Below are 13,403 nucleotides of genomic sequence, written 5' to 3' on the forward strand. Positions count from 1 at the left end.
CGCTTATCACCTACGCGCAGCCGGGATCTCGTCGACCACGTCGCCCAAATTCTTGATTGCACCGGACAGGAGGTTGACGGCGTTCGATAGCTCGGACTGGAACTTGCGATTGCCCTCACCCAATGTCTTGTCGATATTGTCGCGGAAGGACTCGTGCGCACCGACTAAAACTTCGGTGACGCCCTTGAGGTAGTCCTCCGACTGCTGCTGGGCCACAGCGAGCTCGCGGGCAGCAGCCTGGATCTTGCCGATGAGCTCCGAGGTCATCGTGGCATCCTTCTTGGCCGACTCGAAGGTCTGCCGCAGTTCCGCGACCATCGTGGCGAACGTGTCGCGCGTGCGAGCGTAGTCGGCGAAGATGCCCTTGGCGTTGTCTGTGGCCGTCGAGAGCTGGGCAGAGGCCGTCTTAATCGACTCGGTGGCCGCAGTGGCCGAGCGCATCGTCTCGGAAACGCCTGAGCCAGCTTTGGCGAAGTCGCTGGCGGCGACGTAGAGGGTTTCCGCACCCGAACTGAGGCTGGCCATCGCCCGATCTGTTGCACCGGCCAAGGCAGACACGGAGTTCTGCAAAGACTTGTTGGTCTCCATGGACTGCGCGAGCAGTTGCTCGACCTGTCCTGAGAGCGAGTTAATCGCCTGGCCAGTGGACTCCTCGAACCGCTGGGCGCGTTGGCCTTGCGACTCGGCCGCTTCCTCAGCCTGCTTTCGCAATGTCTCGACTACGCCCGCGACCTGAGTCCCGACCGCGGCTAGCGCCTCGCGCAACTTCTCGCCTGTCTCGGATTGAGATTGCGCAACCATTAAGCGAATCTGCTCGACGAACTCGCCCATCCGAGCGTTCATTGCCGCCTGCCGGGCGTCCATCGCATCGAGTGCCTGCGCGAGCTTCTCACCCATGGAGTCCACAGTGTTGGTGCCCGCGGCGTCTATGCTCGCGGCGAGTTGCCCGAATTGAAGGGCCGTGGCCTGCATAGATTCGCTGGCCTTTTGCAGCAGATCGCTCATGCCGCGCATCTGGCCGCCAAACATCTCCTGCATTTGCGCGGAAAAGCTCGCCAACACGTCGGTCAGCAGCTTGTTGACGGCTTCCCCTTGGCTCCCGCTGACCTTCTGGACAGCCTCCGTCATCGCGGCCATGGGAATGGCCAATGATTCGGAAATGACCTTGGCCACGTCGACGGACATCTGGCCGGTCTGCTGGGCTTGGGCCGAGATCTGCCGCTCGGTCAACGTCGTCAGGATCTCCTTAAGATCGACAACCAGCGAGTCGCGCAACTGCTGAGCTTGGGTCGCCGCGTCTTGGGACGACTTGGCGAGCTGTTGCAGATATTCCTCCCCCGCCCCGCCCCTGAACAACCCATCGATCAGCTCCCGAATTTCCTCGACCTGCCCGTAGCAGGCCGTGACGATCGTCTTCTCGACCCAGGTGATCAGCATGGCCAAGCCGATCGCGGATGCGGAGACATAGAAGGCATGCCCCACCGAGCGCACAAGCCCTTGAAGTTGAACCTGTGCCGCCGCCGGATCCACGCTCACATCGAAATGCACAAGGCCCTTGATGAGGCCAGCGAAGGTTCCGATGATCCCCAAGCCCGTAAGCACCCCGGGAAGATGCTTGAAGAAGTCCGTCTTCAAGCGACTGTCGACGATCGCTTGGTCGGTGAAGAACGTTTCGGCCAGCGCCGTCGAGCGCCAGCACCTGATGCGCTGCTGCCCCAGCTCGTCCTCGTCGCCAAGCTGCTTGTGGAGCGTCTTGGCGTATTCATTCCACAGGTTAGACAAGGCATCAGACTTCATCGCCTTGGCCTCGACCGCGGAGAGTTCGACGAGCTCCCCCTTTTTCTCGGCGCGAATCGAGCGCAAGGCCGCGATGGCCTTAGCAAGATCGCTTCTCAGCTTGAACGAGCGGATGACAAATCTGAACAGGAAATCCAGCGACAGCCACGCCAGGACCAGCGCGACCAATCCGATGTGCCAATACTCCGATGCGAGCTCACCCAAATTCACGCCAGGCATTTGTTCTTTTTCCCCATCCAATTCTTGGTTAATTCAACTCGACGGTTCCGGCTCACGAGTTGCCGCCCTATTTTTGTGTTAGATCCTGCAAGAACTCCGATTCAGGTTTTACGGCGGAAACATGCAACTGATCGCGGGCGCGGGTGCAGGCTACATACAGCAGTTGACGCTCGGTGTTGTAGATTTCGGTCAACTCGGCATCATCCGAAGCAAGGTCGATGCGGGCCTGAGAGGGGATGATTTCATCGTCACAGGCCATAACTGCCACCACGCGGAATTCCATACCCTTGGCCAAATGCATCGTGGTGATGCTGACGAAGCCCTCCTCGGTCGCCATATCCTTACCGAGCACGCGAGCGATCAGGCCAGCGGCGGCAATGGCGGCCAGCGCACGCGGAAACTCGTCCTCCGAGCGGACGAAGACACCGATTTCATGCGGCAGCACGCCGCTGATGCTGGATTGCTTCAACCATTGCCCGACAGCCTGGCTTTCCAAACCAGAGCTATCAAAACTGCGGATGACTGGCACGGGCCCGTTGAAAATGGAAATGGTGCCCTTGCGGCTTTCCACGTTGCCGTCGACGTCGGATACTTCCGGGCCAAGCAGCAAGTCGGCCTGCGAACGAATCTGGTGCGATGTGCGGTAGTTGATGTTCAGCGTGCGTGAACGACCGCGTATATCCACGCCTAGCAACTTCCACGAGAACGGCTGCTGGAAGATGCGCTGGCCCAGATCCCCGGCGAAGAACAGCGCATTGGGCCTGTCGTCGCCGATAGAAGCAAGAAAGCGTAGTTGTTGCACGCCAATGTCCTGAGCCTCATCGACGACGATGTAGTCAAACACCGGATTCTTGCGTTTGAGCATGGCCCCAGCCAGCTTGTCGAACATCTCGGCCTTGGTGATCTTGCCGGCCTGCCGCAATTGCACCTTCACCTTGGCAAACACCTGCCAGTACAACGCGCGCTGCGCTTCCGGAAGGCGGGTCTTGCGACCTAGCCGTTTGGCATCGCGGTACGCCTCCCAGTTTTCTACCTGCCAGGTGTCCACCACATCGTCCCATTCGGACAGCATGAAGGAGGCGTTGGCTTTCAGTCCATCAACGTTCTTGGCAGCAGACTTCAGCAGCGACGAAATCTCCTCCCGGCTGGCGAATACTGGCTTACCAAATTCCGCAGAATATAGCTTGATCCCGATAGCATCCATCGAGGCCACCTCGAGGCGCTCCGCCAACTTCGGCGTGTTGTAGGCCAGCCGGAACAGGTTGGATCGCAACACGTTGGCCAAGTTGTCCGAGAAAGTGGAAAGCAGGATGCGGGCATCCTCGTCCTTGCGAGCGAGTTGCACCGCGCGGTGCAGAGCCACCACGGTCTTGCCGGTGCCCGCCGAGCCGGACACACGCGCCGCACCACTGTAATCGCGTTCGACCATCTGCCGCTGTGCAGGATGCAGGAACACCGTCCACTTTTCCCACGGAAATTCCAGCGCACGCTGCAACTCCTCCACGTCGGACATCACACGGAAGCGACGCTGCGCGTCCGGGTGCTGGAACGGATCGGTTCCCTTGCTCACTACTGCCGGCAGCGCAGGCGTGCCGCCAGTGGCCAATTCGAGCAAGGCTTCAGCCGCTTCGCTGGGCAAATGGCCCGAGATTTCCAGCAACGAATCCTCGTCGGTGGCTTTCACGTCGGCTAGCCATTCGGTCGGCACACCGTAAGCCAGCAGTTGTTCGTCGCTGTATTTCGCGAACAACTTCGGTTTCTGCTTCGCAGATTTGGCGTCCTCGACGAACTTCGGAACGAGGATTTCCTCGACGCGCTCACGGATTTCGACGAGCTGCGCGGCGCCAGTGGTGGGATGCACTTCCAGCTTGCGGCGCTCGGCCCATTCGTAGGCTTTGTCGTGATGGCCGACATAGCACAACAGCAGGCTGCCAGCGGTCTTGTGCACGATCAGTCGAATGTCGCGACTGACGCGCACTGACCAAAAATTCGGGTCCTTGGCCTTGTCCAGCTTATGGAAGCTCATGCCGTTGCCGGCAGGGTCAACCTGCAAATCGAACGCAGTAGTCTTGGCCGCCTTCTGCTCGTCGCCGGTCAGGCGAGCGAGGCTGGCGGTGAAGGTGTCGGCGATGCGAAATTCCATATAGTCACTCAGTCTGGAAGCGTGGAGCTGGATACTGGCATCAGATCGCTCCGTTGGTCAGCTCACCTTGAACACTTTCATCACCTCATCGCCGAGGTGGTTGATGACCTTCACCGCGAAGCGGCCGGTGCTGGGCTTGGGGAACGGGCGCGAAGTGTCGCTGTGCAGGGTCGCCCAAGCGTCGGCATCGATTTCGGCCTTGAGGGTGTTTTTCAGCGCCTTGTACGGGTCGTTCGCGCCGAGGAAGTACGCGTGGCGGACGAAGAACGATTCCTCGTTGTAGTCGGTGTCCAGGAACCAGCAGGCGATGTCGTCCGGGTCGTCACTGCGAACTTCGCCAGTGCTAGGGTCGAACACGTCAACGCCGCGGATTTTCACCACCAGCTCCTCACCGGCGGGCAATTCGATGATGTCACTCTTGCCGTCGTACCTGCGGATACTGTTGCCCTTCGTGTCCAGCACATCGACGTCCGGCTCACCGAAGATCACAAACAGGTTGCCCTTGCCGGTGTTCTTCAGGTCTTCGGCCATGTGCAGGTCGGCGTTCATCCGCGCTTTCAGCACGTTGATGCGGCCCAGCTTGCTGAATTCGCTGGCCGGCGCGTCATAGTTGAAGGCGCAGGCAATCAACACGTCGAACCCGGCGTCGCCGGCTTCACGCGCGGCGTCCACCAAGTCCGCACGGGACACGGTGCCGAATTCCGGGCCGACGAAGATGCCGGCGCGTTTAGGTTTGTCGCCCTCCAGATATGTGCCGACGGCCACCACGTAGCCTTCGCCGGGCCACGGTTCCAACGCGGAAAACTCGATCTTGTCGTCTTTGTTCTTCTGCTGTACACCCGCTGCCTTGAGGTTGAACAGGATCATCGAGGTAAAATCCTGGCCGAAATCGGCACGATCTTCGGCCGCGCTGTCGATCAGCTCGTCGGCTTCGTCCACGCCAAGCACACGGTGCGGGCTAAGCGATTCGACGGTGAAGGGACCTGCCACACGCACGCGCTTTTTGTCCTCGTACGGTTTGTCGTAGAGAAACTCAAAATCGGCCTTGGCGGCAATGGAAGCGTCAACCTCCCTCTGTCTTGCGATGCGTTGCTGCCACCAGTCGGCGTGCAGCTTTGTGGCCGCGGCGCTCCACCTGGCATCGGCTTCGCGCGGAATTTCCCATTCCTGCCATTCCTTGCCGAGAGCTTTGTTCAGCTGCTCGCGCAGCGGTTCCAGCACAGTCTGGAACTTGTCCCAGATGACGTCGATCTCGGCGTTGTTGGCGATGGCTTTGAGGGTGATGTGCGGCACGCGCTCATATACGAAACCGTGCGTAATGTTGCCGTAGGTCTGTTGGGAGGACGGAACGCTTCGGGTGATTTCGGCCTCTTTGAACTGGCCTTCGGGGCTGTCGGCGAGCAGGTAGAATGGGTAGCGCGCGCCCATGATGCGGGCGCGGGCGAGCGCCAGCGCGACGCGCGAGGTGTCGATGGTGATCCAGCGGCGGCCCCATTGTTCAGCGACATAGGCGGTGGTTCCGGAGCCGCAGGTTGGGTCTAGCACTATGTCACCGGGGTCTGTGGCCATCAACATGCAACGTTCGACAATTCGCTCGAAGGTTTGAACTACGTAAATCTTTTCGGTCTTTCCAGCAACGTCTTCCCAAAGATTGCCGAGCGGGGTAACTGAAAAATCATCGTGGCACCTGACATAGCTAAGCTGACGCCCCGTCGAATAAATGCGACTGGCTCGTGCTAGCCGTGTTAGCCCCTCAGGAGTTGACGACCAAGTCCGTCCTGCACCTGCAAGATACGGAATACCCTGAAATGAAAACGGCCATCGCTCGTGCTCTTTGGCTGGTCGATTTGAAGTAAGTGGATCAATGCGTGCGTACTTCGCAGAAGTAGGAATGTCATTGTCTCGATTCCATGACCCAACAGCTCCATCTTCATATCGTATATTTCCGTATCGTTCACCTGTCCCCTTCCCTTCACCTACTCGCATTGGCAAGTAAGGCTGCCTGAACTTGGCACCCGATTTATTCTTTGCATACCAAATTACGTAATCAGTCACGGTTGACAGAAGATTTGCAGTTTGTCCGCCGGTCTTTTTCAAGGTAATTTGTGAAACGAAATTACCATCGCCAAACACCTCGTCCATCACCGACCTTAAGCGGTGCACATTCTCATCTCCGATCTGCACAAACACCGATCCTGAGTCAGCGAGTAAGTCCCGCGCCACCATCAATCGGTCGCGCATATACGTCAGGTACGAATTGATGCCATCGCGCCATGTGTCCCGGAACGCCTTCACCTGCTCTGGCTCGCGCGTAATGTGTGCCGCATTACCGTCCTTCACGTCGCGGCTGGCCGTCGTGCTCCACTGAAAGTTCGAGTTGAACTTGATGCCATACGGCGGATCGAAATAGATGCACTGCACCTTGCCACGCAAGCCTTCTCGTTCCGCTAGCGACGCCATCACCTGCAAACTGTCGCCCAGGACCACTCGGTTCTGCCAATGCCCCTCGTGTTGGTAGAACTCCGTCGAATCCGCGCCCTCAGGCAGACCGTTGAAGTCGCCGAACAAATCGCCCATCGCCGACGGTGCGGTGGCCTCGCTGACCCGGCGCAGGTCATCGATCAGCACCTTGGGCTTGACCTTCTCCTGGATGTAGAGCGGCGGCGCGTTGACCACTAGGTCAGACCAGTCCTGCTGATCCTTGCCACGCCAGACGAATTGCGGGTCGAGGTCATGGTTGCGTTGCTCCTTCTCGTCGTCCAGCCCCTTGCCACCGCGCGGGTACGTCACCCTCACCGGTGCCTGCTCATGGTGCAGCATCACCGACTGGTGCTCCACGGTAGGGATGTTCTTGCGTTTGGCCTCGTTGTGGACAAGGTCTTCGATTACTTTGGAGGCTTGCGTGGCAGGTGTCTTGGCCATGTGTCTGTTGCTCAGTTATCCAGCGCGTCGGGGCTTCTTCTAGAGATCTTTTGTCTGCGGCTACAAGGCGGCGCGCTACCTTCCTTATGTCTTCGGCTGCCAGCAGGTTTTCGGGTTAGGTGCTATGACTCAACAGGGGCTTCCGTCGCTGCAAACAGCATCTTCTCGAACTCCGCCCGCACCTTGTCGGCAAAGTCTTCCTGCATTTCATAAACGTCACCGAATTCGGCAAAGGCCCAACGGCCATGCAAGCCCAGGTGGTTCACTCCCGGAATCCAGTAGGTGTCCATCGTCGACTTCTTCTCTTTCGCGTCCTCGCGCCGATAGCCCTTGATCTCCACGATCAGGTTTAGCGGGTCGCCTGGGCCGTGCCCATCATCTACCTTGACGACGAAATCCGGGATGTAGGTGCGGTTTTGCGAACCAAAGCGATAAGGCACTTCCAGACCCAGGTTGTGGTTCTTGGTATAGGCGATCACCTTCGGGTGCAATTCGGCCACGCGGCAGAATTCGGCTTCCCAGCCGCTATCCAGGATCACCCAGTTGATCTGGTTCTTCGGCGGCGGGCCAAGAGTTTCCCAGCGGGTTTCACGTGAGGTGTTGAAGCGCACATGCGCGGTGCTGCCGGTCGGGTTGAACGGATCGAGGATGGCCTTAACTTGGCGACCCTTGGCCAGCTCTCGGGAGGTGATACCTTTGGTGATTCGTTCGCAGGCCATGTCTGCCAGTTCGCGATACATCAGTTGGGCCGGATAAGTACCACCCTTGCATTCCAGGCAGGTATCCAGCCATTGGCGAGTAATGCGTTTGAGCTGGCCAAACAGATTGATCGGCGCATCCTGGCCGGGTTCGCGCCAGTGCTGGAACAGCAGGTGCTTGGTCAGCTCCATCAGCAGCGTGGACTGACGCACGTCGCCAAGGTGCTTGAGGTTCATGTCCACCGCTTCGCCGATGATACCGGCGTTCCTTGTCTCTGAGGGACCGACCAGATCGGGCGTCAGGGTCAAAGTGTGATCGTCGTTAAATTCCGCTTCCAACTGGTCTTCCGGCAACTCGACGCGGTAACCCTGCACACGCGGGAATTCGATTTCCAGCGCGTCACGTTCCGGGCGCAGCGCCTTGACCACAATGGTTTCGCGCGGCCTGGGCGGCGGCGGGATCACCGGCTTGGCAGTGAAATCGAACGGGATGCCGAACACGTCGGCGTATTCCACGTCAAACAGGTCATGTTCGTTCAATTCATAGGACTGGCGGCGCAGCGCACGACCGATCACCTGCTCGCATAGCAACTGGGTACCGAAGGCACGCACGCCGAGAATGTGGGTGACGGTATTGGTATCCCAGCCTTCGGTGAGCATGGACACCGACACCACGCAGCGGATGGATTCGCCCAGGCGGCCTTCCTTGCCGACTGTATTCATCACTTCCCGCAGCAAGTCTTGGTCAGTGATGGACTCGGCGCGTGTACGGTCGCCGGTGCGCTCGATGATTTCTCGACGGAAGCGTTCGATTTCATCGCTGGCCAACCCACGGAAGTTATCATCCAGTGCTTCCCCGGATTCGAGTTGCTCGCTGTCGATCAGCAAGGTATTCGGACGCCCGAACGGATTGCCGTGTTCATCGAAGTTGCGAAACAGTTCCAGGCGGCCAGCCTGATAACTGGTACTACCGTCGGCGTTCTGGCGCTCGAAGCCGGAAATGTAGTCGAACACCAGTTTCGACGTAGCAGTGTTGTTGCACACCACGATGAAGCACGGTGGCACCTTGATGCCAGCCTGCTTCCATGCTTCGTAGGTCTTGACGTAGTGGCCGTACAAGGCTTCCAGCGCGGTCTGCAATTCCACGGGAATGGCAAGCGGATCGAGCTGGGCATTCTTGCCGCGGCCCTTCTTCGGCATCTTCTTGCCGATGTGCTTCCACAACTCGCGGTAGATGGGCATTTCCGCGCCGGGAATGTTGTCCGCCACCGGCACGCGCGGCAACTTGACGATGCCGCATTCGATGGCGTCCATTAGCGAGAAATCGCTCATCGTCCACGGGAACAGCGTGCCTTCGGCATACCCTGAGCCGGCAAGGAAGAACGGCGTAGCCGACAGGTCGATCACCAATTGCAGGCCGAGCTTCCGGTTCACCGCTTCCAGGCCGGAAATCCACAGTCGTGCCGCTTTGTTGTTTTCTTCGGCTTCGGCCTTGTCCTCGGTAGCGATGTCTTCGTCACTTTCCTCTGCTGGCTTTTCGCGGTAGCAGTGGTGCGCCTCGTCATTGATGGCGAGGATGCTCTTCATCCCCATCAGTTCAGGCATGACCCGCTGGAGCATCTGGCCTTCGGTTTCCTCGGTGTCCAGCTCCATGCCGGTACGGCCCTGCAGCAAGCGACGGCCGCCCTTGGACAGTTCTACGCGTTCGCGCAGCTTGAAAGCATGGTAGTTAGTAATGACGATCTTGGCCTTGTCCAGATCGGGCAGCATATCGCGCGGCACAATCTCGCGGTTGGCGTAATAGCTATCCGGGTCGTTGGGCAGCAGAACACGCAGACGGTCGCGGATGGTAAGACCCGGCGCGACGAGCAGAAAGCCACGGGTAAACTTCCTGCTCTGCGGATGGCGCACGGCGTTGACGGTTTGCCAGGCGATCAGCATAGCCATCACGGTGGTTTTGCCCGCGCCGGTGGCCAGCTTCAGGGCCAATCGCATCAAGTCGGGGTTGGCTTTTTTCAGATGGTCGAGAAAACGTTCGCCATTCTTGCTCAGTTGTGGGGCGACTTCGGTCAGCCAGATCGCGGTCTCGGCTGCCTCGACTTGACAGAAGAATGGGCGTACGCCGGCAAACTTGTGGTTACGCCAATGCTCCAGCAGGCGGGCGGTTTCTGGTGTCACCCTCCATTGCGATGGCTGTAGCTTTCGCCACGCATCTACTTCCTGGCGGACGGCGTTGATGACGGCGGTATGGTCGTAAGCCTGCTCACCGGTAGACAGGCCCTTGCCTTCGTCGAAGACCAAGCTGGTTTGAACGCCCTTGGCCTTGCGCGGCTTGGGAATCGGGGTGATGAAGTCCGCACGGCGACGGCTGTCGATAATCTGCTGGGTTGGCTGGCCGGCGGTATCTAGTTCCCAGTGTCGGGCTGGATACGCGTAAGGAGAATTGAGAATGGGTTGCTCGAAAAACTGGTCGCTCATTTTTCTTTGACACCTTGATCCAACACGGTAAGCCCTTTGTCACGGCCAAGATTTTGGTCCATGTATTATTTTCCCACTAACTTACTCACAGGCTGCTGTTGAGTATATCCCGGCGCAAGCACTGCATTCGTTACGCCATACAGCGCCAGGTGATCCCGCAACCATAGTCGGTACTCGGGTCCATGCAAACTGTGATCAGGCGAACAATCGACACCCCACTTGCGCAACACGTACCCGGCCGTCGCAGCACGCAGTCTTACCTTGAGCATGCCATCACGCATGCCGTAATCCATCTCCGTAATCTTAGGGTGTGGCTGACCTGGATGCGGAACCAGCTCCAGCTCGACGATTCGGGACCATTGGATATCTTGGTCGGGCTGCTCATGCGGCCCAATCACGGTATCGTGCAAGATCGTTACATCCTGGATGCGCGTCAGCACAAAATCGCGGAAGTCACCTGACTTACGGTCATAGGCTCGGGCATGCCATCGCAAACCGGTATCCAACAGTGCAAACGGCGCAATCTCACGCTCGCTCCGGCCCGTACCGAGCGAGTGATACTTGATACGCAGAACTTGATGCTGCTTCATGGCCCGGGTAATCGTCGCCAGGATCGGCAAAGCTGGCTGGCCAAGACGGGCCGGGATTTCGCAATCGACACCTGCTCTAGAGTTGATCGGCTCTCCGTCTCCAAAACCCTCTGACAACCAGGTCAGGATGCGTTCGGGTGAGAAATGAAACATGGGCTCGAACTCAGGCCCCATGACATACAGCTTGCCCCGGCTGTCGTATTCGAGGTTACCCGGTGCCAGTTCGCGGTAGAGGCTCAAGTCACGGGTAGCCGCCGCTGTTTGTACGCCAAAACGGTCCACCAGGTCCTGACGACGCATGTCCCCCACAAACCAGAGCTTCTGCTCAATGTAGGCCAGGCGGTCGCGTTGCGCGTGACTGAGGGCTTGGAGACGCTCAGAGGACATAGAAGCGATCTGTCTGATTGGCACGTACGATCTTACCGTCTTATGGCCATCATAGGACGCCCACCGACGAATCAAAAAAATATTTGATCGCGATCATTTTGATGAATATCATACATCATATCGATCTTTTCAGGGGCAGGCGCTTCATGTGGCTCATCACGACTTCCGGATTCTTTAGCATCGTCCAAAAGCCTGAAGACAAAGATCGCGGCACACTGACAGTCCGGGCGCGAGTACGGAATGACCTGAAGGCGTTAAAGCAATCCTACATCCCCAACCTTGGGCCGATCCAGGTCAGCGACAACACTGACTACCGCTACCGTGCAATCGCCACGAAAAGCGAAGTCGCTAACGCAATGTGTCGCGCGATCTCGGAACTCAACTACTCCAACTTCAAGTCTCGAGTAGAGCAGTTGCAGGGAGGCATGCGGGCCAAGCTCTATCACGAGGTCTGGCAGGCGCTGTTCGCGCTTCAGTCCGACCCGGCTTTCGACCCGCCCGAGCCCAAGGCCGACAGCTATGGCGGAGTAGTCATGAGCGGTGGCGGCAAGGTGTTGCTACGCGCTCCAGCCAACCAGCATGGAGGCTACGCCTGGACCTTCGCCAAAACCGCAGCCGCTCCCGGCGACGTACCGGAAAAAGCCGCGATGGTCGCCGTATACCAGAAAACGGGCTACATGGGTCGGATTCGCGCCGAAATTCCTGGCCTCTTCAAGGGTGACGACAGCCTGTCCCGCTACTTCCTGATGGAAGTCGACTACCGGGCAAGTGAGCCCAACTGGCAAACCTCAGGCGTACGCTGGGCAAAGCTTGACGAGGCTAGAGACCTGATTCGCCTCTCGCCCAACGAAGATGGTCGCAATCGCGATTTGGCTATTCTCGATGAAGCCGAAGCCACACTGAAAACCATTCCATACCGTGAGCATCTGAGCGTGCAGGCCGAGGACTGGAACGATCTGCAAGTCATGCCCGAGAGAAACATCGTGTTGCATCCACGACTGTGGTACAGCCACGAGGACATGACCGCGATCCGGCGCGGCTTCTACCCGACGGTGATGGAACAAAAGTGGTTCTTGATTTTCACCGGCGAGCGTCTGCGCATGCATCGTAGCTGGACGGGTAACCTGATCTTTGATGTCGGGTTCACGTTCGACCCGCAGGGTGGAGCCTATGTCAGCGGCGTCATCGTCAATCGGGACCCGGAGCAGTATCAATGCACTGACAATGACGAAGATCTGTCCTTGATGAAAAATGTGATTCAAGGTCACCTGCTGGAGCCACTGGACGCACCCGTCGTCGATGGCTTCGTACTGGCATTGCAGGAAGCTTCGAAGCCCAATTATCTGGGCTCTCCTAAAGTTGTCGGAGACCTTGTCGCAAGCCTCCTCAACGCTGTCGTTCGCGACTTCAACACCGAGGAGGCGGGAATCATTGAAGATGTACCTCCTGAGAACAGTCGGGGAGCCACAGTACAGAAGGTTGTGGCCGCACTATCAGGAATGGACAGCGCCTACACCACGATGCCGAGCTGGCACGATACGACAGAACTGGGGCTGAACATCATGAAATACATCGCCCCCAAGGTCTCCTTCAATGGCTTCGAAAGCCTGTTTGAACTTGTGTCCGAGACAGCCAAGCTTGTCATGGCCAAAGCATTTGAATTGCTGATGGCCTATCGCGAGGACCCGCGAGCCACGTGGGACGAGCATGGACAGGCACAGCTAGCTACCCTGCACCAGTATGTGACGGCCGTGATGCTTGGAACAAACACCGTGGCGTACGGCGAAAAGACGTTGGACGATATACATTGGGAGGCGGCGTGACGAGCCCGTCAAGCACGTTAGGCCGATGCTACGTCTGCAACAGCTATGTTCAGCCACGCTTTTTCAGTTTCCACACCTTTTTCCAAGAGCCGCGATTCCTACCAGCTCATCCGAGCTCTTGGCCGTGTCGAGATCGTCTTCGTCGACGGCGTGTTTACCTCAGTTGGCCAACGCCTGCACAAGGTACTCCAGGAAGTCACCGGCTCAATGCTCGGTGAGATCGTCGATGCAAGATAAGACAGGCAAAGGCGCACGCTGAAATCGCACGCGGCGACTTTGACGTCGCTATGTCAATGCGGTCTTCTTGAGTACGTGAAGCGCAACACGCAAGGATGAGAGCACCTCC

At 58.3% G+C, this 13,403-nt stretch carries 7 protein-coding genes; 2 read left to right on the forward strand and 5 right to left on the reverse strand.

Annotation, left to right across the window (positions count from 1 at the left end; genetic code table 11):
* Nucleotides 1-6: 6 nt before the first annotated feature.
* The 5 genes from zorA to OKW35_RS08025 all read right to left on the reverse strand — a co-directional run bounded on the left by zorA (nucleotide 7) and on the right by OKW35_RS08025 (nucleotide 11,234).
* On the reverse strand, nucleotides 7-2,016 hold the full coding sequence (gene zorA / locus OKW35_RS08005) for an anti-phage ZorAB system protein ZorA (protein WP_429551640.1): 2,010 nt from the start codon (nucleotides 2,014-2,016) through the stop codon (nucleotides 7-9).
* 67 nt (nucleotides 2,017-2,083) lie between these two features.
* Nucleotides 2,084-4,159, reverse strand: coding sequence for a UvrD-helicase domain-containing protein (locus OKW35_RS08010; protein ID WP_429551641.1), 2,076 nt, complete (start codon nucleotides 4,157-4,159; stop codon nucleotides 2,084-2,086).
* Between the two features lie 57 nt (nucleotides 4,160-4,216).
* Nucleotides 4,217-7,081 carry a site-specific DNA-methyltransferase gene (locus OKW35_RS08015; RefSeq protein WP_429551642.1) on the reverse strand — a complete coding sequence of 955 codons (2,865 nt, stop codon included), beginning with the start codon at nucleotides 7,079-7,081 and terminating at the stop codon, nucleotides 4,217-4,219.
* Between the two features lie 122 nt (nucleotides 7,082-7,203).
* Nucleotides 7,204-10,257, reverse strand: a complete 3,054-nt coding sequence (locus OKW35_RS08020) for a BPTD_3080 family restriction endonuclease (protein WP_429551643.1) — start codon at nucleotides 10,255-10,257, stop codon at nucleotides 7,204-7,206.
* 65 nt (nucleotides 10,258-10,322) lie between these two features.
* Nucleotides 10,323-11,234 (reverse strand): helix-turn-helix transcriptional regulator, encoded by a 912-nt coding sequence (locus OKW35_RS08025; RefSeq protein WP_429551644.1) that lies wholly within the window; start codon nucleotides 11,232-11,234, stop codon nucleotides 10,323-10,325.
* An 83-nt stretch (nucleotides 11,235-11,317) separates the two neighbouring features.
* Here OKW35_RS08025 and OKW35_RS08030 point away from each other — a divergent pair, with 83 nt between their 5' ends.
* The gene (locus tag OKW35_RS08030; RefSeq protein WP_429551645.1) at nucleotides 11,318-13,057 is read left to right on the forward strand and encodes a hypothetical protein; all 1,740 of its coding nucleotides are present in this window, start codon (nucleotides 11,318-11,320) and stop codon (nucleotides 13,055-13,057) included.
* Nucleotides 13,058-13,102: 45 nt separating this feature from the next.
* Nucleotides 13,103-13,294: a hypothetical protein gene (locus OKW35_RS08035; RefSeq protein ID WP_429551646.1), complete on the forward strand. Its 192-nt coding sequence runs from the start codon at nucleotides 13,103-13,105 to the stop codon at nucleotides 13,292-13,294.
* Nucleotides 13,295-13,403 lie beyond the last annotated feature (109 nt).

This window comes from Paraburkholderia sp. MM5477-R1 (assembly GCF_050436385.1).
Classification (GTDB): domain Bacteria; phylum Pseudomonadota; class Gammaproteobacteria; order Burkholderiales; family Burkholderiaceae; genus Paraburkholderia; species Paraburkholderia tuberum.

Excerpts from the sequence above, each read along its gene's own strand:
- zorA (WP_429551640.1), bottom strand. The coding sequence starts at position 2,016 with ATGCCTGGCGTGAATTTGGGTGAGCTCGCATCGGAGTATTGGCACATC.
- OKW35_RS08010 (WP_429551641.1), bottom strand. The coding sequence starts at position 4,159 with ATGGAATTTCGCATCGCCGACACCTTCACCGCCAGCCTCGCTCGCCTG.
- OKW35_RS08015 (WP_429551642.1), bottom strand. The coding sequence starts at position 7,081 with ATGGCCAAGACACCTGCCACGCAAGCCTCCAAAGTAATCGAAGACCTT.
- OKW35_RS08020 (WP_429551643.1), bottom strand. The coding sequence starts at position 10,257 with ATGAGCGACCAGTTTTTCGAGCAACCCATTCTCAATTCTCCTTACGCG.
- OKW35_RS08025 (WP_429551644.1), bottom strand. The coding sequence starts at position 11,234 with ATGTCCTCTGAGCGTCTCCAAGCCCTCAGTCACGCGCAACGCGACCGC.
- OKW35_RS08035 (WP_429551646.1), top strand. The coding sequence starts at position 13,103 with ATGTTCAGCCACGCTTTTTCAGTTTCCACACCTTTTTCCAAGAGCCGC.